General features: G+C 40.0%; 16 protein-coding genes and 1 riboswitch. Of the genes, 10 read left to right on the forward strand and 6 right to left on the reverse strand.

What is annotated here, in order from left to right:
- Positions 1 to 78: 78 nt before the first annotated feature.
- The 7 genes from rfbC to AC13EX_RS05705 all read left to right on the forward strand — a co-directional run bounded on the left by rfbC (position 79) and on the right by AC13EX_RS05705 (position 6394).
- Positions 79 to 630: a dTDP-4-dehydrorhamnose 3,5-epimerase gene (rfbC, locus tag AC13EX_RS05675; protein WP_482891918.1), complete on the forward strand. Its 552-nt coding sequence runs from the start codon at positions 79 to 81 to the stop codon at positions 628 to 630.
- Complete coding sequence (locus tag AC13EX_RS05680) at positions 630 to 1385, forward strand: tyrosine-protein phosphatase (protein ID WP_048641207.1); 756 nt, start codon at positions 630 to 632, stop codon at positions 1383 to 1385. The genes rfbC and AC13EX_RS05680 overlap by 1 nt, the downstream gene beginning before the upstream one ends.
- 25 nt (positions 1386 to 1410) lie before the next feature.
- A complete protein-coding gene (locus tag AC13EX_RS05685; protein ID WP_482891919.1) occupies positions 1411 to 2373 on the forward strand; it encodes an NAD-dependent epimerase/dehydratase family protein in 963 nt (320 codons plus the stop codon).
- 98 nt (positions 2374 to 2471) lie between these two features.
- Entirely contained in the window at positions 2472 to 3884 is a 1413-nt protein-coding gene (locus tag AC13EX_RS05690) for a tetratricopeptide repeat protein (RefSeq protein ID WP_048641209.1), read from the forward strand.
- A 37-nt stretch (positions 3885 to 3921) separates the two neighbouring features.
- Complete coding sequence (locus AC13EX_RS05695) at positions 3922 to 4683, forward strand: phosphosulfolactate synthase (protein ID WP_048641210.1); 762 nt, start codon at positions 3922 to 3924, stop codon at positions 4681 to 4683.
- A gap of 32 nt (positions 4684 to 4715) precedes the next feature.
- Entirely contained in the window at positions 4716 to 5651 is a 936-nt protein-coding gene (locus AC13EX_RS05700) for a DUF368 domain-containing protein (RefSeq protein ID WP_482891920.1), read from the forward strand.
- Positions 5648 to 6394 carry a shikimate dehydrogenase family protein gene (locus tag AC13EX_RS05705; protein WP_482891921.1) on the forward strand — a complete coding sequence of 249 codons (747 nt, stop codon included), beginning with the start codon at positions 5648 to 5650 and terminating at the stop codon, positions 6392 to 6394. The genes AC13EX_RS05700 and AC13EX_RS05705 overlap by 4 nt, the downstream gene beginning before the upstream one ends.
- Positions 6395 to 6489: 95 nt before the next feature.
- On the opposite strand, the gene AC13EX_RS05710 is transcribed toward AC13EX_RS05705, so the two are convergent.
- Positions 6490 to 8982, reverse strand: a complete 2493-nt coding sequence (locus tag AC13EX_RS05710; RefSeq protein WP_482891922.1) for a zinc-dependent metalloprotease — start codon at positions 8980 to 8982, stop codon at positions 6490 to 6492.
- Positions 8983 to 9113: 131 nt separating this feature from the next.
- Here AC13EX_RS05710 and AC13EX_RS05715 point away from each other — a divergent pair, with 131 nt between their 5' ends.
- Entirely contained in the window at positions 9114 to 10229 is a 1116-nt protein-coding gene (locus AC13EX_RS05715) for an NAD(P)/FAD-dependent oxidoreductase (protein WP_482891923.1), read from the forward strand.
- Between the two features lie 72 nt (positions 10230 to 10301).
- On the opposite strand, the gene AC13EX_RS05720 is transcribed toward AC13EX_RS05715, so the two are convergent.
- The 5 genes from AC13EX_RS05720 to AC13EX_RS05740 all read right to left on the reverse strand — a co-directional run bounded on the left by AC13EX_RS05720 (position 10302) and on the right by AC13EX_RS05740 (position 17607).
- Positions 10302 to 12704 (reverse strand): TonB-dependent receptor, encoded by a 2403-nt coding sequence (locus tag AC13EX_RS05720; protein WP_482891924.1) that lies wholly within the window; start codon positions 12702 to 12704, stop codon positions 10302 to 10304.
- An 82-nt stretch (positions 12705 to 12786) separates the two neighbouring features.
- Positions 12787 to 12883: riboswitch (TPP riboswitch) on the reverse strand.
- Between the two features lie 49 nt (positions 12884 to 12932).
- On the reverse strand, positions 12933 to 14000 hold the full coding sequence (locus AC13EX_RS05725) for a fatty acid desaturase family protein (RefSeq protein ID WP_048641216.1): 1068 nt from the start codon (positions 13998 to 14000) through the stop codon (positions 12933 to 12935).
- Positions 14001 to 14124: 124 nt separating this feature from the next.
- A complete protein-coding gene (gene gldD / locus AC13EX_RS05730) occupies positions 14125 to 14721 on the reverse strand; it encodes a gliding motility lipoprotein GldD (RefSeq protein WP_482891925.1) in 597 nt (198 codons plus the stop codon).
- Complete coding sequence (locus tag AC13EX_RS05735; protein ID WP_339711820.1) at positions 14721 to 15329, reverse strand: nitroreductase family protein; 609 nt, start codon at positions 15327 to 15329, stop codon at positions 14721 to 14723. The genes gldD and AC13EX_RS05735 overlap by 1 nt, the downstream gene beginning before the upstream one ends.
- Positions 15330 to 15354: 25 nt before the next feature.
- Positions 15355 to 17607 carry a TonB-dependent receptor gene (locus AC13EX_RS05740; RefSeq protein WP_482891927.1) on the reverse strand — a complete coding sequence of 751 codons (2253 nt, stop codon included), beginning with the start codon at positions 17605 to 17607 and terminating at the stop codon, positions 15355 to 15357.
- A 149-nt stretch (positions 17608 to 17756) separates the two neighbouring features.
- Between AC13EX_RS05740 and AC13EX_RS05745 the strand changes: the two genes are divergently transcribed.
- The gene (locus tag AC13EX_RS05745) at positions 17757 to 18299 is read left to right on the forward strand and encodes a gluconate 2-dehydrogenase subunit 3 family protein (RefSeq protein WP_482891928.1); all 543 of its coding nucleotides are present in this window, start codon (positions 17757 to 17759) and stop codon (positions 18297 to 18299) included.
- A gap of 14 nt (positions 18300 to 18313) precedes the next feature.
- Positions 18314 to 20017, forward strand: coding sequence for a GMC oxidoreductase (locus AC13EX_RS05750; RefSeq protein WP_482891929.1), 1704 nt, complete (start codon positions 18314 to 18316; stop codon positions 20015 to 20017).
- The last annotated feature ends 446 nt before the right edge of the window (positions 20018 to 20463 follow it).

A 20463-nucleotide genomic window follows, 5' to 3' on the forward strand; every position in this document is an offset into this window, starting at 1 on the left:
AAATTCATTTTAAAATTTTATATCTTCAAAAGATATTTACGAATTTACACCGTTTTTTAAAATTATAAATCCAAAGGTATGGAAATCAGGGAAACGCCTATTAAAGATGTATATGAAATCTACCCAAAAGTATTTAAAGATGCAAGGGGTTATTTTTTGGAAAGTTATCGTCAGGACAAATTTGAAAGTAAAGGTTTAAATACCAACTGGGTACAAGACAATCAATCCTATTCAGAAGCTGGAATTGTAAGAGGTCTCCATTTTCAGACAGGAGCTCATGCACAAGCCAAACTTGTCAGGGTTATTAGTGGCAAGGTTTTGGATGTTTGTGTAGACCTTAGGAAAGGGTCAGCCACTTATGGGAAATTTCATTCGGTGATGTTGGATGAAAAACTTCAAAACATGCTGTATGTACCTACTGGTTTTGCCCATGGATTTGCAGTTTTAGAAGAAGCCGTATTCACCTACAAATGTTCAAACTTGTACAATAAAGAAAGTGAAGGTGGAATTATTTGGAATGATAAACAGTTAAACATTGATTGGGGAGTCGATGAACCACTACTTTCTGAAAAAGACCAATTGTGGCCTGACATTGAAAAATTCACAGAAATAAGCAAAGGAGGACTTTAATGTCTATCATTAAACTATTCAGAAAATTTAAAAATTCATCAAATGACAAGCCACTTGACCTTAGTTGGGTGGAAACAGACATGCACAGTCATTTGATTCCAGGCATAGATGATGGTTCACAAAAAATGGAAGAATCCATTGAGCTGATCACCAGGCTTTCGGGCTATGGCTTCAAAAAGCTCATCATCACGCCACATATCATGAGTGAGTTTTTCAAAAATACACCTGAGATCATCAATGCGGGTTTAGAGAAACTCAAATTGGCAGTAAAAGAGGCTGGAATTGACATTGAGTTGGAAGCTGCTGCAGAATATTACCTGGATGAAGTTTTGTACGAAAAAGTGGAAAACAAAGAGCCACTTCTTCATTTCGGCAGCAACAAGATGGTGCTTGTAGAGACTGGTTTTATGAGCAAACCTCCCATTCTTTTGGAAACATTTTTCAAAATGGAAATGTTAGGTTATCAGCCTATATTTGCACATCCAGAAAGGTACATGTACTTGCATCAAGAATCCGACACCTTGGAATCTTTGGTGGATAGGAACATTCCTTTTCAGCTTAACTTGCTTTCTCTGACTGGTTATTATTCCAAAGGAGTCAAAAAATTTGCTGAAAAATTGATTGACAAGGGTTTAGTGAAATTAGTAGGCACTGATTGTCACAACGAAAAATACCTTGATGCCATGGAAAGGTTGCCACATAGTAAATACTTTGACAAATTGCAGGAATTGGATTTGTGGAATAAAAATTTATAACAACAACCTGTAAGCGTTATTGCGTGTGAAAAAAATATTGATTACCGGCATTACCGGACTTTTGGGAAGCTATCTAGCGAAAAGCTATGCTGGTAAGGCAAAACTATCAGGTCTCAAAAGACCAAGTAGCAGCACAGCGCTTCTCGGAGACTTATCCACCCAGGTTCAATGGTATGAAGGTGAAATCACAGATGTAGAATTACTCATTGAGGCTTGCAAGGATCAGGACCTGGTTATCCATGCTGCCGGCATGGTTTCCTTTGATGAATCCAAAAAGGAGGCCTTATTGAAAACCAATACGCAAGGAACAGCTTGCCTGGTCAATGCCATGCTTTCTACCAACTGCAAAAACCTGGTTTTTATAAGTTCGGTGGCGGCACTTGGAAAGGACAATATTCCTATCATCAATGAAAATCAAAAATGGGTCAATTCCACAATGAATACTCCCTATGCAATTTCCAAGCATCTTGCAGAACTTGAAGTATGGAGAGGTGCTCAGGAAGGTCTTGAAGTGATGGTTTTCAATCCATCCGTACTCCTCGCTAAAGTAGGAGATGAAAGAAGCAGCAGTCAGATATACCGCTATGTTTTAGATGGCCACAGTTATTATCCAACTGGAGACATCAATTACATTGACATAAGAGATGCTGTTTCGCTTATCCATTCCATAATCACCTCAGAATCCTGGGGCAGCCGATACATTATCAACAAAGAAGCCGTTCCATATGAGAAATTCTTTAAGGAAATGGCTACTGAATTCAAACTAACCGCTCCCAAAAAACCTTTAAATAACTGGATGGCCAAATTGGTCGTTAATTGGTCTATGTTTTACAATTATTTTGCCGCAAACAAAATTCCTATTTCGCGGCAAACGATTCAAAATGCACAAACCAAAATCAGCTATGACAACACTAAAGTAAATGAATTAACGAATTTTACCTATACACCTTTGAAGGATACATTTAAATGGGCCATGTCAGAAAATTAAAAAAACTGCTTGACGTTAAATTATCTTAAACATATAAATGCATAGCCCTTCAAAAAGAAAATATTTGGTATCTTAAGTTTAAAATATACATCAAACCTATGACAGGAGATTTTGATAATCAACCAGATGAAGAGAAAGAGTTGGTTAAGAGGTTTGAAAACTCACTTAGCGCAAACTTGGACTTGTTCTTCGGAGAAGAAGAACTAGAGGACATCATTAGATATTACCATGACCATTTTAAATATAGAAAAGCATTAAAAACAAGCGAATGGGCCCTATCAAAATTTCCATTTTCAATAGAAATCAAACTATTGATGGCCCAATCACTCATTTTCTTAGATGAAGTAGAGGATGGTTTGGAAATTCTTGAAAACCTAAACAATATCTCTCCAAACAATGAGGATATCGTACTGACACTTGCCAATGCCATGTCTATTCTTGACCAAAATGCTGACGCTATTCAGTTGCTAAATAGTTTCATGCCCTTGGCAGAAGACAAAGCGGAGGTTTTTTACCTTTTAGGTAATTTTTACAGAATTGAAAACAAAAACAAAGAGGCCATTGAATGCTTGAAAGAAGCTGTAAAACTCAAAATCAATCATGAGGACGCCTTGTTCCAATTGGCCATGTTGACCGATGAGGAAGGCTCATTTGATGAGATTTTAGACTTCTACCAGGAATTTATTGACCATGACCCATACAATGCCAATGCATGGTACAATCTGGGCGTAGTCCACAATCGCCTGGGAAATTTCGAAGATGCCATTGAGGCTTACGATTATGCCCTTTTGATAGACGACACCTTTTCCTCTGCCTATTTTAACCTAGGCAATGCACTGATGAACACCAATCAGTATGAAAAAGCGCTGGAAGCCTATCAAAACACCATAAACTGCGAAGGAAGCAATGCCGAAAACTGTTGCTATCTGGCTGCCTCTTATGAAAAGCTGGATCAGATAGACATGGCTTTCAAATATTTCAAAAAGTCAGCAAAGTTAGATTCAGAATACGATGATGCTTGGTTTGGCTTAGGCATGTGCATGGTCAAAAAGAAGAAGTATTTTGAGGCCATTCATTATTTTAAAAAGGCCATTAAACTCACCGCTGAAAATGCCAGCTACTGGGTAGGGCTTGCCGATGCGGAATACGAATTAGGCAATCTTCAATCAAGTTCCGAAGCCTATGAAGAAGCTATCAATCTAGAACCCGGCATATTAGAAACTTACGTCAACCTTTCTTTGATCTATTTTGACCAAAACCGATTTGAAGAGGCTGAAGATGTTATAATGGAAGGATTGGAGGAATTACCTGAAGAAGCATCCTTGTATTATCGATTGGTAGTATACATGATTAAGACAGGTAAATACAAAGAAGCCTTTTCAATTTTGGAAAATGCATTAACTTTGGACTTTGAAAAACACATCTTGCTTTATGAGTTGATGCCAGAACTGGAACAACAAAAAGCAATCTTCAAAATTATCAAACAGTATAGAGAGGGTTTGAAAGAATAAAAATTCTTGTTTATCTATTTTATCAAAATCACATTGAATGAATTACATTCTAAAAAGCATCCCGTCCAGAACACAAAAGCCTAGAGATTCAGGATTCACCATGGCAATGGACAAGGGTTTAAGTCTAAGAGAAGTGGAGGACTTTATTGAATCTAACGGAGATTACGTTGATATCGTAAAATTTGGCTGGGCCACTTCCTATGTCACATCGAAACTTAAAGAAAAAATAGACATTTATCGCTCTGCAGGGATACCCGTCTACTTTGGTGGGACACTATTTGAAGCCTTTATTATTAGAAATCAATTTGACGATTACAGGCGTTTATTGGACAAGTACCAACTGTCTTTCGTGGAGGTTTCCGATGGGTCGATCACTTTGGACCATGACGTAAAATGCGAATACATTCGCACCCTTGCAAAAGACGTGACAGTTCTTTCAGAAGTGGGTTCAAAAGACGCAGCAAAAATCATCCCTCCTTATAAGTGGATTGATCAGATGCAAAAAGAGTTGAGTGCAGGTGCTTGGAAAGTAATCGGTGAAGCAAGAGAAGGTGGCACCGTAGGACTTTTTAGGGATTCCGGAGAAGTAAGACAAGGTCTTGTAGAAGAAATCTTAACTCAGGTTCCTGAAGAAAAAATCATTTGGGAAGCACCACAGAAAGAACAACAAGTCTGGTTTATCAAATTACTTGGATCAAATGTCAACCTTGGGAATATCGCGCCCAATGAAATCATTCCTTTAGAAACATTAAGACTTGGCCTAAGAGGAGATACTTTCGATTTCTTTTTGGATAAATAATTTTACACCTCTTTATAAACAAAGTCCAACCAATGAATAAGTTTAATGAGAAGGTATTGCTTTTCTTAAAAGGCATGGGTATGGGAAGTGCCGACATTGTTCCTGGAGTTTCAGGGGGGTCCATTGCACTGATAACAAAGATTTATGAAGAACTGCTTTCTAGCATCAATTCATTTGATCTTGATGCCCTTAAGCTCTTGGCAAAGTTTGATATTGTCGCTTTCTGGAAACATGTAAATGCAAGCTTTTTGCTGACCTTATTCCTGGGAATCCTTACCAGTATTTTTGCTTTCTCAAAGGCCATTACCTTTCTTATAGATAGCTATCCCATCCCATTGTGGTCTTTTTTCTGCGGTTTAATACTTATTAGTGCGATAATAATCCTAAGGGACATTAAGCGATGGAACATTATTGCCATTTTGATGTTTCCGATAGGAGTGGTCATTGCGTATTTCATCACAGAACTACCGATGATTTCCTCCCCGAACAACATTTGGTTTACTTTTATTTCTGGAGCCATAGCCATATGCGCCATGATTCTCCCTGGAATATCTGGAAGCTTTTTGTTGCTTATTCTTGGCAAATACGAATACATCCTTCACGCTGTCAATGAAAAAGACTTTGTTGTTTTGGCAGTTTTTGCCTTAGGTTGTATCACAGGTTTGCTACTATTCAGCAGACTAATATCATGGTTCTTGAAAAACTACCATGCCATCACTTTGTCTTTTTTATCCGGCTTTATGATCGGCTCTATTAACAAAATATGGCCCTGGAAAAAAATACTCAGTTACAGAATGTCAAGTTCTGGAGATCAAAAACCATTTTTAACTGAGAACATCTTACCTCATGTATACCTTACAGAGACAGGTCAGGAACCTGCTTTTCTGGTTGCCATTTTGGCATTCTTAATCGGGGTTATTCTTGTGGTTGGACTTGAAAGAGTAGCATATAATTTTAGAAAAGAATGAAAAAATTTGGCTTAATCGGTTACCCACTTACCCATTCCTTTTCGAAAAAGTATTTCTCAGATAAATTCACCCGAGAGGGAACCTCAGACTGCCAATACGATCTGTATGAAATCGACAGCATCAAGGCTTTACCTGAAATAATTGCCTCTCAAGAAGAATTAATAGGTATCAATGTAACCATACCCTACAAGGAACAGGTAATCCCCTATTTGGACAAGCTAGACCCTGCTTGTAAGGCTATCGGTGCGGTTAACTGTATCAAACTTACGTCTAATGGTCTGGTGGGCTATAACACCGATTATTATGGGTTCAAAACCTCATTGACCAATTGGCTGGGTGAAGAAAGGCCTCAAGCCTTGATTCTAGGTACAGGCGGTGCTTCGAAGGCGGTTTGCCAAGCACTTAAAGACCTGGAAATCCCCTTTTTGAAGATATCTCGGAACCCAGATCCATCAGCCAAGGACACCATCAGTTACGATGAAATAAAGAAATCCCCTGATTATCTGGCTAAATATCCACTTATCATTAACAGCACCCCATTGGGTACTTACCCCAATGTTTCGGCCATGCCTGACCTGCCTATTGCACAATTAAACAAAGGCAATTGGTATTATGATCTGGTTTACAATCCCACAGAAACGGCCATGATGATGGCTGCTGCGAAAATGGGTGCGAAAACTAAAAATGGGATAGAAATGCTTCACTTACAAGCTGAGGCTGCCTGGGATATCTGGAATAAATAAGCCAAAACCACCACTAAAAAAGTCCAATAATGGACCATAAAAAAACCCATAGGCATTTGCCCATGGGTTTCATTTTACTTTTTATATTTTCCTGCTCAGGAAGGATCTAATATTACATTAATCCTTTCTAGACAGTCTTCCAGATGGATTTTGCTCATACTGTCTGAGGTACCTGATATAGCACGTTTAATTTCAGCTTGAATCACTTTTAATGATGCCCTTGCCACAGAAGGTATATCTGACTGAGAGGCATTTAGTGAAGAAGCTGACCTTCCACTAGCATCCTTAGTCATTAGTTCTTCAAGCTTTTCAATATGAGCCCTTTGAAGGCTTCTTCTGTTTATATCGATGACTTTGCGAGAACTTAGTTCTTCCCAAATCCCCTTTCTTAAGTCTGTCATCAATTCCAATAAACCATAGGCTTCGGAACCATTTAAGGCTTCATTTTCAATTACTCGGCCCAATCTTCCCCAATCAAGTATACCGTTCAATGTACCTACTTGCAATTTTCTAATTCTGTCTAGTATTCCAAAATCCTGGATCCTACTAGTAATGGCATCATCCGTAAGCCAATCCTGGGTCGCAAAAAGCTCTTTTTGGATAAAATCCATGGCTTCCTTTTGCTTGGCCTTGTCTACATGGGTATAAACAGCTTCCTCCTGACCAATGGCCTTATAAATCTCATAAACCCCACCAATATTTGTCCTCACATGTCCCATGTAACGATTGTATTGGGTCAAGACTTGTCCGTAAAGCTCTTCTAAGTCATCGTAATTTTTAAAGGGCTTGTCCAATTCACCTGTCCATTCGATTAGGTTCGGAACAATGCGTTTTAGATTTTGAATTCCATAAGTAGAAGCCTTCACAGCATCATCACCTAAATCTTCACTTTGGGTACTGGGGTCATAAGAATTTCCCTGTCTGCCATAGCGATAGATTGGGTCTCCATTCTTCTCTACAATCCATTGGTCCAGGATTTCCTGCTCATCTTCCGGTGTTTCGACATCCAGTATTGGCTTGTATCCCCAGGAAATGGCGAATTTATCATAGGGCCCTACTTCTGGAAATAAGTGCACTCCCTTGTCTTCGGGCTGGGCGACATAATTAAAACGGGCATAATCCATCAAAGATGGAGCTGTACCATATTTCGCTGTAAAAGTAGCTGACCGCAATGAATCTACAGGATAGGCAAAAGAAGAAGCAAAGTTATGCGGTAAACCAAGTGTATGCCCCACTTCATGGGACGACACAAAACGGATCAACCTGCCCATAACTTCATCGTCAAACTGCATACCCCTTGAATCCGGGTTGATCGCTGCAGTTTGTACAAAAAACCAGTTGCGCAAAAGGTTCATCACATTGTGGTACCAACCTATATCCGATTCTATAATTTCACCAGATCTTGGATCAGAAACATGTGGCCCGTAAGCATTCTGAATATTGGAAGCAAAATACCTAATGACAGAATACCTGGCATCTTCAGGATTCCAATCAGGATCCTCTTCGGGGCTTGGGGCTTCTTTGGCCGTGATGGCATTCTTAAATCCCGCTTCTTCAAAAGCTGCATTCCAATCCTCCACCCCAGCTTTGAGGTAAGGCACCCACTTTGTAGGTGTGGCAGGATCTATATAATAAACGATTTGTTTTTTGGGCTCAACCAGTTCTCCCGCTTTGAATTTCTCAATATCCTCCTCCTTCACTTCCAATCTCCATCTATCAAGGTAAATTCTTCTACTTGCCTTTTGGGCATCCAGTCCATAGTCAGTAACACGGGTATTGAACCAACCCACCCTTTGGTCAGCTAATCTTTGTTTCATTGGTACCTCAGGAAGCAAGACCATGCTACTGTTCATCTCCACTGTGATAAGTCCAGTTGAAGTGTTAGATGGAGGTGCAGAGGCGGCATAAGTGAGCACATACCTCGCTTCAATATTAGTAGGATAAGGACTTATACGCTCTATATAAGACCTATCTGTATCCAAACGCGTTACCTTGTATCCTTTTCGTCTGCTTTGTTGTAAGCCCAAAGCCTGCACATCCTTTGAAAAGAGATCCGACACCTCAATCAACCAGCCTTTTCCGTCTTTGCCTTTGGCTTCAACATCAAACCTATAAAGAATTGGTTCCAAGTTTGAATTTTTAACCGCCTGATAAATGGGTAGGGAATCTGCAGCCGTATTGGCATAAGAAACTACTTTCAACAATATGTTTTTGTCTTTCTTTTCCCATTTAAGCATCTGCGTATTGGTGCGCTCTCCGCCATAGCCTATTCCATTGGCTGTTTTGGCAATGGTAGTGACCATAAGCATTTCCTTACCCAGCATTTCTTCTGGGATTTCGTAGTAGTATTTTTCATCCACCTTGTGGACTGTAAACAGACCAACTTTTGTTTCGGTGCTGTCTTTAATAATCTCTTTATAGGATTTCAAACCATCTTTGCTCTTCGCCGGTTTTTTTTCCGGTTCTTTGGTTTCTTGCTCATCCTTTTTTTTCTTCCTTCGCTGTGCCTCTGCCAAATCTGGAGAAATTAGATTCAGGCCAAAACTTACTAACAGCAAAATCAAAATGCTTGCTTTTGACTTTAACATTTGAGTTCAATTAATTAAGTTAGGAATAATAGAAAGCTAAAATTAAAATTTTAATTTGTAAACTTGGCAAAACCCAACACCTAAATCAAACAGGAGCAAACCTATCAGGCATCAAGTTGTTAATAAAAAACATGGATGAAAATCAAATCACAATCATTGGAGGAGGGCTTTCGGGACTTATTGCCGCTTACCTCTTAGCAAAAGAAGGCAAAAGCGTTCTTGTTATTGAAAAAAAAGAGTACCCTTTTCACAGAGTTTGTGGGGAGTACGTTTCCAATGAAGTCAGGGATTTTCTAATACAGGAAGATTTATTCCCTTCTTCTTTTGAACCTGCTGAAATCAATACCTTCAGGCTCAGTGCCGTAAATGGTGCGCTGGCAGAAATCCCCCTGGGCTTAGGTGGATTTGGAATAAGTCGTTACAACCTGGATAACTTTTTATACAAAAAATGCCTTAATGTAGGGGTTAAATTTCTTTTAAAAACCCAGGCATCCACCATCGATTTCAAAGCAGACCAAAATGTATTTGAGGTAAATACCAATGAAGGTGATCTTCTGACTGCTCCTATTGTCCTGGCAGCCTACGGTAAAAGATCCCGAATAGACAAGTACCTTGACCGTGGCTTCCTCAATCAAAGAAGCCCTTATGTAGGTATTAAATACCATATTAATATAGCGCATGAGGAAAACATGGTGGCATTACACAATTACAATGGTGGCTATCTTGGCATCAATAAAATTGAAAATGGGGCGTTTAATCTTTGCTACCTGGGAAGTAGAGAGCAATTAAAGGCCGCTGGGAATATTCAAAGCATGGAGGAACAATATTTGTTTAAAAACCCTCATATCAAAGAAATATATAGTCGGGCAGAATTCCTTTGGGAAAAGCCAGAGGTAATCAATGAAATCAGTTTCGCAACCAAGTCTCCGGTGGAAAATCAGTTACTTATGATTGGAGATGCTGCCGGGATGATTACCCCTTTGTGCGGCAATGGTATGGCCATCGCAATTCATACGGGGAAGCTTGCAGCTGATGCCATTCTCAAGCACAAGAAATTGGCAATGATTCAAAAAGCATACGCCAAAGCCTGGAACCAGTATTTTTTCAGTCGCCTGAGAACGGGAAGAGCAGTACAAAAGCTTTTCGGCGCTCCTTTTGTTTCAAACCTTGCTGTGAATGTGATCAAAAAATCTCCTTACCTGGCGAAAAAACTCATTCTTCAAACCCATGGACAACCCATAAAGTAAGAATGCTCCCAAGCTTAAGCCAAGGAGCATTTTCAATAAATTCTGAATATTAAATTTCTCAAACCCGAAATATCAAAAACGGATAGCTACACCAGCCATAAAGCTAGTTCCTGCCATTGGGTAGTAATAGTTTTCTGCTATACGTTCCATGCCCTGTCCTTCACTGGAAGGAACGAAATAACCAAAGGTATAGCCATTTGGCTCATAAAGGTTGTTGAATAAATTATTAACTTTACCTGAAAAAACCATTTCTTTCACAAAACCTGGTTTCCAAGAATACACAAATCTCAAGTCAGAAGTCCAATAAGCATCCAGGCTTCTTCCCTTTTGCTGTGCATTGTCAAGGAACTGCTGTCCTACATATTTATTAAGTAAACTTACTTCAAGATTCTTCAATAGCCTGAAATCAATAATAGCACTTCCTACAACATCTGGAGAGAAAGCAATGTCGGTATTGGTATAAGTGATGCTTTCCTGCCCTGTAAAATCCCAGTTCTCGTCATACACATCACTGTACTCAGTATAGGAATCAATCTTATTTCGACTAAAAGCAATGTTACCACCTAGCGTCCATTTAGGTGTTAGCACTATTGCACCATCAAGTTCTATACCCGCCCTATAGCTACTGGCGACATTTTCCCGAACATAAGCACCCACATCATTCAATTGTCCGGTCAGCACCAACTGATCTTTATATCCCATATAGTAAAAATTGGCATTGTACTGGAAGTTGGATTTTTTCACCCTGATTCCAGCCTCCACATTTTTAAGTTTCTCTGGTCTTGGAATTTCAGATAATGGAGAGTCAGTAAAATCACTTCTTACAGGCTCTCTATTGGCCACTGCGTAGGAAGCATAAAGGGTTTGACCCGTTCCTGTTTCGTAAGACACACCAAACTTAGGATTGAAAAAGGTATAGGACTGGTTTCCACTAACATCCCTTTGGTCGTTATTTTTCCCATCAAAAGAATAGTCGATTCCTCTTACCTGCATGTCAGCAAACAAATAAAGTCTTTCCTTAACCTCATAGGTCGCCTTGAGGTAAATATTCCGGTCGTCTTTGACAGCTACATTGTTGTAATATTTGTCTCTAATATTGGTATTACCAGTAACGCCCATCCAGATGACTTCACCAAAATGGTCTCCATCATATCGATTGGCTCCACCTCCCAATATAGCGTCCAATCTACCATTGGTTGAAACGTAATTCAGAGAAAAAACGGAACCATAAAAGTCATTGTCCAACCATCTTCTGCGAATAATGTCTGTACTGTTTATTACCTCACTGCCTATTTCAATTGGGGCAAAACCGTAATCTTCCAGATCATCGTCTTCCTTAAACTGTTCATAATAACCCTGTCCAGCAGTATAATGCAATGCAAAATTCGCTTTCAAATTATCCGTCAGTGTTCCTGCATAGATAAACTGATAATGGTTTTGTTGGTAATTGTCAGTTTCATTCTCATAGGTATAACCATTGAATGTCCTGTTGCTTTTAAGTAGGCTTTCCGGTACTCCATTCCAAGCCTGATAGGTTTGTTCGGCTCCTGCAAAGATATTCAGCTTAAACACATGCTTGTCTCCATAATAGCCTCCGGAAACAAAGTAAGATTTAAGGTCAGAAAAAGCCCTGTCAATGTATCCATCAGAAGTAACTTGAGAAAGACGGGCATCTACAGCCCATTTGTCATTGATCAAGCCAGTACCGGCTTTAATGGTATGTTTTCGGGTATTGAAAGAACCATAGGAATTGTCGGTTTCTGCATAGGCTTCTTCCTTTTTGGTGTCGGTCTGAATATTAAGGCTGGCACCAAAAGTAGCAGCCCCATTGGTAGAAGTACCCACTCCACGTTGGATTTGGATATTGTCCACTGAAGAGGCAAAATCTGGCATATTTACCCAAAACACGCCATGAGATTCGGCATCATTCAATGGGATTCCATTAACAGTGACGTTGATCCTGGTTTGGTCTGTTCCTCTGATTCTCAAACCGGTATAACCAACGCCCGTTCCAGCATCTGAGTGAGTAACAATGGAAGGGGTATAATTTAACAATAGTGGCAGATCCTGCCCAAGGTTGTCCTTCCCAAGTGTTTCCTTACTGATGACCTGAAAGGTAGTGGGCGTAGTCTCAGAGGCCCTTGTTCCTGAAACAATAAATTCTTCAGCAGTTAGGGTGGTTGGGTTCAGGGCGATTAATAAATCTCCTTGCTGAGGAAGGGCTACACTTACGTTTTTGGAGGAAAAGCCTACAAAGGTTATGCGTAGGTTTGCCACTTTTTGCTTGATGTCATTAATCTGAAAAGCTCCATCTTGGTCACTTACAGTACCTTTCTGGGTGTTTTCCAGGTAAACAGTAGCTCCAGGAAGAGGCAAGGAAGTTTCAGCATCGGTGATTATTCCCTGTATACTGGTTTGGGCAATAGACAATTGGCACAGCAATAAAAATATTGCTGTAAAACAAATACGATTCATGTTGATAATTTATTCTGGTTAAACATAGCAGAAATGAGGGGACAAATCTCCTTTAGTTGTTTACCCAATAGCATTACGTACGATTAGCTATTTTTCATTTCCCTGCGCCGGCATTATCCGGATCAGGTGATATGGGTATGATCTCAGCCCGTTATATTAAGGCACCCCTAATGATCTTGCCACAAATGTAGCTGGTATTATTTAAAATGACAAATCACGACCTTTAGATCAGGCCGTTCCCAAGCCCTTCAAATGTCTAAAATGAGACCTAAAGGCCCATCTTAATTTTTGATGCTCAAGGTATGGAATGTTATAATCCTTGCAGGTTTGCTTAATGATTTTACTTATAGCCGGGTAATGGATATGTGATACTTTAGGAAACAAATGATGCTCTATCTGGAAATTTAACCCACCCAAAAACCAGGTAAGTAACTTGTATCCAGTGGCAAAATTTGCAGTTGTTCTGATTTGGTGAATCATCCATTCGTCTTCAAGGCAATTGGACACAGGCTCAGGAACAGGGAAAGCCGTTTCTTCCAAGCTATGTGCCAGTTGGAAAACAAGTGTCAGCACTAGCCCTGCGAATAGGCCATATACAAGAAAACCTACTAACCATGGGCCCCATCCAACCATATAAACCGGAATGGCAACAAAAAGCACCAAATGAAGTGCCTTAAAAGCCCAAAAGCTGATATGATCAGACATTTTCATTTTTTGAATAGGCACTATTCCTACTTTTCCGGTAACGTACTTTTTGTAATCTGTGAAAAATACCCAATAGAGGTACAATAAAGAATAGGTGAAGATAAAATAATAGTGTTGAAACTGGTGTATTTTAAATTTCTTTTGACTTGGAGAAAGGCGTAAAAATGGCCTGGCATTCAAGTCATCATCTACACCATCTACGTTTGTAAATGAGTGGTGCACAACATTGTGCTTTGTCTTCCACATGAAAACATTCGCTCCTAGAAAATTTATTGACATTCCGGCCAGAGAATTGACCCAAGGTCGGTCACTAAAACTCCCATGTGCCCCATCATGCATTACATTAAAACCAATAAATGCTGTCAATGCACCCAAAACCAAACATTCTACGAGTCCTAAAATCCAGTGCGGTGTAAAAAAGACCAGGTGAATGTACAACAATACAAATCCAACGACCATGATACCCGCTTTTACGAATAATTCGGAATTTCCTGAACGTGCTAGATTGTGTGCTTTAAAATATTCTGCCACTCTGGATTTTAAATCCTGGTGAAATGTTATTTTAGGTCTGGAGAATTTTGGCGTAGCCATATATTAAATTAAAATTAAATGATTTCGGGTAACATTACTCGGCTTAAGTACACTATTAAAAATAGCCTTAGGTAGGGTTCAATTAAGATATATTAAAGATACCAATTTAATTTGACATTTTCAATTAAAAAGTTAGGGTATTAATTAAATGCATCATGTCAATTTTGATATACTCTATGATTGGAGCCAAGGAGTCATTTTTAACTGCTGTTTGGAAATACAAGGCTCCTCTTAAAAAATGTTGCGTAGAATCTGTAACAAAAAACTGAAATTGAGTGGGCACCTCTCCACTTAATTCTGAGACAAAACCGGTATACCCTCTGGGGGTTAACACTACTGCCTCATCTATACCGTAAGCTTTTACCTGATGCTTGAAGGTAAGGCTCATGGCATCATCCAGATAAGTTTTTAATAAAGCCTTGTCCCAGTTGATCGCTTTGTAAGTCAGGTGCACTCTGGCATCTAAATCTGTGTAATGCACATTGGTCCAGGTCTTCTCTTGCAAGTTAAATGAATCCCTTTCTATTTGTGCATGAACAGAATGTTCAAAATTATAAGGTAAGTTTTTATTTAAGCTAACAAAATCCCGCTTTGGTAGGTCAATTCGGTTATAGCCTTTGGGTTTGGGAAGGTAGTCTTCACTACATGCCCCAATCAAAAGCAAAGCCAACCAACAGATTGCCAAAGCAGGATTTTGAAATTGTCTTTTAATAAAACTCATTATTCTTTTACCCAGGTCACTTTATCCGAAATGGGTGTTCTTTTTCCTTCAGGCCATCCGTCTGATACAGGTTTGGCAATAAAGAAAAAACCCATTAACATGTCTTCTTCACCAAGTCCAAAAAACGGTTTGGCTTCTGGCCAGAAAGTAGGTGCACCTGTACTCCAGTATGCAGCTAATCCTCTAGCACTGGCTGTAAGATACATGTTTTGTACTGACATAGCAACAGCGGCTATTTCTTCCATTTCGGGAAGATTGGCTCGAAGATCCCTTTTCATACCTATTGCGATTACATGAGAAGCTTTTAATGGATTCTCCTTCAATTTGGTATACACGGCTTCTTTGAAAACCCCTGTTTTTTCGCTTCGTTCTTTGTATAGATTGGACTGGTAATCAGCCAGCTTTTTCAATCCCTCACCTGAAAACACCATATAATGCCATGGTTGTGTCAACTTATGAGTAGGGGCCCAATTGGCATTTTCCAAAAGCTCCTTAATAATACTGTCCTCTATGGGATCATTTTCCTTGAATTGGGCCACAAATTGGGACCTTCTGTTGCGGATGATTTTATTGACTTCTTCTATATTGAATACAGGCTTGTTGTTCATATTTTGTTATAATTTTTTTGATCCACTAATATTTTAGACCAACCTTTATTCCTCCGTAAAAGTTTCTTATGGCTGCAGGTTGGTAATACCTACCCCCAAATGGATTGAGGTCATTGCCTAGACTGTAACTGGCATTCGTTAAATTTTGAACCCCAAAATACAATTCCAGGTCAAAAGCTTTTCCAACATCCCCTCTCCATCCTGCTCTTGAGTTCATCAGGTGATAAGACTCCTGAAACACAGTATTGGCATCATTCAAAGGAATGTCATCCACATACTGATGGGTGAAATTCAGGTAAAACCCAGGCTTGGTTTTAATATCCAATTGGTTCACCAAGGTGTGGGGGGCAACGCCAGTGAGGTCGTTTCCACTGTAATCGTTGTCTCCTTTTACAAAGTCCTCAAACTTAAAATAATGACCTGTAAAAGAATGCGTGACTTTCACTTCTTGTACGAAAGACATTTGCTTTCTTACCAGGGCATAATCTACCATCAATTCTATTCCCTTCTGGTTGGTTGCTCCAGCATTTCTAAAGAGCACCACCCCTTGCTCATTGACAAAAGTAGTGATGGTTTCATCCAATTTAAAGTAGAAAACAGAACCATCTACATTGACCCTGCCCTTATTGAAACTTGAGCGGTAACCCAATTCATAATTCACTCCCTTTTCCGCCTCCAGGTCAAGGTTAATTGAGCCTTCATTGGTCCTTACCTCATCGATGGTAGGTGGAGAGAAGCCTGAGCTAATACTGGCATGCAAAGCTGCATTGTTGTTTAATTTTGCTGACAAAGCCACCCTTGGCACAATCACCGGGTCAAAAGTACGCTTGGCATTGGAAGGTACCCCATTGATCATATCAATGTTTCTAGCGATGTTAAAACTAGAAAAGTTTTCGCTCAAGCCTATGGTCATCAAAAACCTATCGGAGAGTTCCGCTTCCAACTGTTGGAAAAGAAAAGCAGTACTTGTCAATAGCTCATCACCAAAACGGATGGTATCAATTTGCCCTCCATTATTGCCAAAATTTTGGGCAGATGTTTTAGAAAACTGGTATTCACCTCCACCTATAAGCCTTACAGGAATATTAGACCATATGTCGTCATAAGTAAAGCTTGTCCTTCCGCCATAACCAAATTGCGTCTCTTTTTTGTAATCCAGGTTAAAAGGATTCTCAAAATCTGTGGTATTGATATAAATAGACGTTTTATTGTCAAGGTTATGATTAAATCTATAATCATGAGACAGCGTACCATACATTGACTTTTGATTGATAGAGGCATTCTGAGCTGCAGATCCTGGCCTGGCCTGTCTTGGATTTTCAGCTAATTGTGTCGCATTCAATGCCCCAGGTAATTCATAGAAAAGATCGGAATAAAGGATTTGAGTGGTTAGCTTTTGTTTCTTGGAAGGCTGAAAATAACCTGTCACTTGAAGCACTTCTCTGTCCATGGCAGTATGGTCTCTGTAACCATCTGATTTTTGCTTGGCATAAGATACGCTAAGACCTCCATTTTCTAGTTTTTGGTCTATGCCCAATCGGTAACGAACCAAACCAAAGGCTCCTACAGAAAGGTCTGCACCAATTCTATTTTCATCTACCGTCTCTTTGCTGGTAAAGCTAATCACTCCTCCATTGCCAGCACCATAGATACTACCTGCAGGACCTTTAATGATTTCTGTATTTTGAATATTGGACAAGTCCATTATGTTCAAAGGTGTGGTACCATCTGGAGCTGTAAAAGGCATACCGTTCCAGTAAACCTTTACATTTCGCACCCCAAAAGGAGAGCGCAAAGAGCTTCCGCGAATAGACACCCGATAACTGGCAGGTGCACGTTCTTCAATTCTAATCCCAGGTTTGGTATTAAATGCTTGCACAATGGAGGTTTCATTGAACCTATACAAATCTGATTCTGATACACGCGCTATTCCTGCTGCCTGTTCCAATAGTGGCCGTTCTGACTCAAAAGAGCTAACCAAAACTTCAGTAAGTGCATTTTCTCCTCTAACCAAAAACACAGTAACCTCACCTGAAGCAGGCACCAATACGGATTGTTCCTCAAAGGCTATATGTGAAAATAGCAAATTTGAAGGCTCACTGAGGTCAACCGTTAATTCTCCATTTTCATTGGCGGTTATGGCTTTTTTGGTATCTACCTTAACCGTGACAAAGGCAACTGGCTCTCGGGATTCGGCATCCAATACTTTAATATTCGTTTGTGCCAAAAGCCCCAGCGGAAGAAGGCATAATACTAATAGGTATAATTTTAATTTCATTTTGTAAATTTTATAATAGTTGTGGTTAAGTTTCAACGCCAAAATTACGGCATTTTTGTAGTAATGCACCACCGATGAAAAAAACCTTACTAGATTAATCAAAATTTTGATAACTTGTTCGTGTATTTTCATTTTACCCAAAAACGATTATGGATAGAAGATCAGCTATGAAGCAATTAGCGATTCTAACCGGAGGGGCGGTATTAATGCCAGCCTGTGACTTCAGCGAGGAATCTATTTTGCAAGCCTATCAAAACCTAAACATTACCCAGAGTGATAAAGTTTTACTCACTCAGGTAACAAATACCATTTTTCCAGGCACTACACTAAAGAAGGCTGAAGAATTAATGATTCAGGACTTTGTACTTGTAATGAGTAACGATTGCCTAAGTGCGGATCAGCAAGATGGTTTCGTAAAAGGCCTTAAAGGCTGGGAAGATTTTTCAAAGAAAACCTTTGGCAAGGCATTTTCAAAAATGGACCAAAAAGAAGCTGAAGAGGCGATTGTGAAGGGAATGGCATTGGAAGGCGAAAATGAAAGTGAAGCCGGCCATACCCGCCAATTTCTAAATACCACAAAACGTTTCGCACTTCAGGCCTACCTCAATTCTGAGTATTTCATGACTGAAATTAAGCCCTACGAACTGGTTCCTGCCCGATTTTATGGCAGCAAATTAATTGAAAACGCTTAAAAAGAACGGACGCAATGGCCAATTTGAATATAAAAAGCAAAAAAGAAAATAGCTATGACGCCATCGTCATCGGCTCTGGAATAAGTGGGGGATGGGCAGCGAAAGAATTCTGTGAGAAAGGATTGAATACCCTGGTACTTGAAAGAGGCCGCGAGGTAAAACATATCAAAGATTACCCCACCACCAACAGCATGCCTTGGGAACTTGAGCACAGGGGTGGAATACTCCAAAGTGTAAAAGAAGAAAACCCGGTAGTAAGCAGGTGTTATGCTTATAAAGAAGATACAAAGCACTTCTTCGTAAAAGATACCGAACATCCCTATGTTCAAGAAAAACCCTTTGACTGGATTCGTGGCTACCAAACCGGAGGCAAATCCCTACTTTGGGCCAGACAGGTACAACGTTGGAGCGATTTCGATTTTGAAGGACCTGCCAGAGATGGATTTGCTGTTGACTGGCCCATCCGCTACAAAGACCTGGCGCCTTGGTACAGCCATGTAGAAAAATTCATCGGCGTTTCGGGTAACAAAGACGGAAAACCAAATTTGCCTGATGGGGAATTTTTGCCTCCATTTGAATTGACAGCCGGAGAAAAATATTTTAAGGAGTTTTTGAAAAACAATTACCCAGAAAGGGAAATTGTAGTTGCACGTTGTGCGCATATCACTGGGAACCAGGAATTCTATGCCAAGCAAGGCAGAACCCTGTGTCAAAACAGAACCCTTTGCCAGCGTGGATGTCCCTTTGGTGGATATTTCAGTAGCAATTCCTCCACGCTACCTTGGGCTGCCAAAACAGGCAATCTTACCATGCACCATCATGCAGTGGTACACTCCATCATTTATGATGATGCCAAAGGTAAGGCTACGGGAGTAAGGGTAATCGATGCCCAAACCAAAGAAATGAAGGAGTTTTATGCAGACATCATCTTTGTCAATGCAAGTGCGCTGAATACCAATTTGATTTTACTTAATTCTACTTCCAGTCGTTTCCCAAATGGCTTAGGTAATGACAGCGGTATACTGGGTAAATATGTTGCCTTTCATAATTACCGTGCAGGCATTTCAGCCGAATACGATGGACTGAAGGAATACACCACCGAAGGCAGAAGACCTACTTCAGGTTACTTCCCAAGGTTCAGAAACCTACACAAGCAGGAAACGAACTTCCTTAGAGGCTATGCGGCAGGTTTTAGCTCAGGAAGAAGCACGCATAATGATTATTCAGGCATAGGTGATGAATTGGAACAGTCCATGGCCAAGGCACCGGAATACGGTCCTTGGAGAATGGGTTCTCACATGATGGGCGAAACCATTCCTAAAGAAGAAAGCCAGGTTAGCCTTGATCCTAATCTAAAAGACGAATGGGGCATTCCACAATTGAAAATCTCCATGGATTATGACGACAATGATGAGGCCATGATAAAAGATTATTTGGAGCAAATGTCGGAAATGTTTGAGGCGGCAGGTTTCACCAATATCCGTACTAGGGATGACAAACGTGCACCAGGCCTGGACATTCACGAAATGGGAGGAGCCAGAATGGGCAAAGACCCGAAAACATCCGTACTCAATAAATGGAATCAGGTACATGCTTGCCCAAATGTATACGTTACGGATGGGGCCTGTATGACCTCCACCAGCACCCAAAATCCTTCCCTTACTTATATGGCAATTACTGCAAGAGCAGTGGACCATGCAGTGAAGAATAGGGGTTAGTTATAAATAAAAACCCATTACACCCTTTAAGGTGAATCCAATAGGCCGAGACATTGTTCCGGCCTATTTTTTTGGTTTTATAATATCGTATAGCCCCCAACAAATCGTCACTGCGAACCCTTTTTTGGGGGCTGTTGGCGTGGAAAGGGTGTAGCAGTCTGCCTTTGCTATGGATGATCATTTTTTGGATGATTACATCGACTTCAAGTTTAAGCTAAATTGAGCAAATCGATATGAGATTTTGTCAGCATTGTTGCTAAAAGCTGGCAACAATACCGCCAAAATCGTGACGTATATATCTCCTTACCATGGGCTGCACACATGGCTTTGATATTTAGGCCTTTCAGGCCTTTAGTGAAATAGGTTTGCTTCCGAAATTATTTTCAAGCCATTTAATTGAAAATCTACCAGATATTCAATAACTTATAACAAATAAAAACCTAAAG

Source organism: Cyclobacterium sp. L-R (assembly GCF_056859355.1).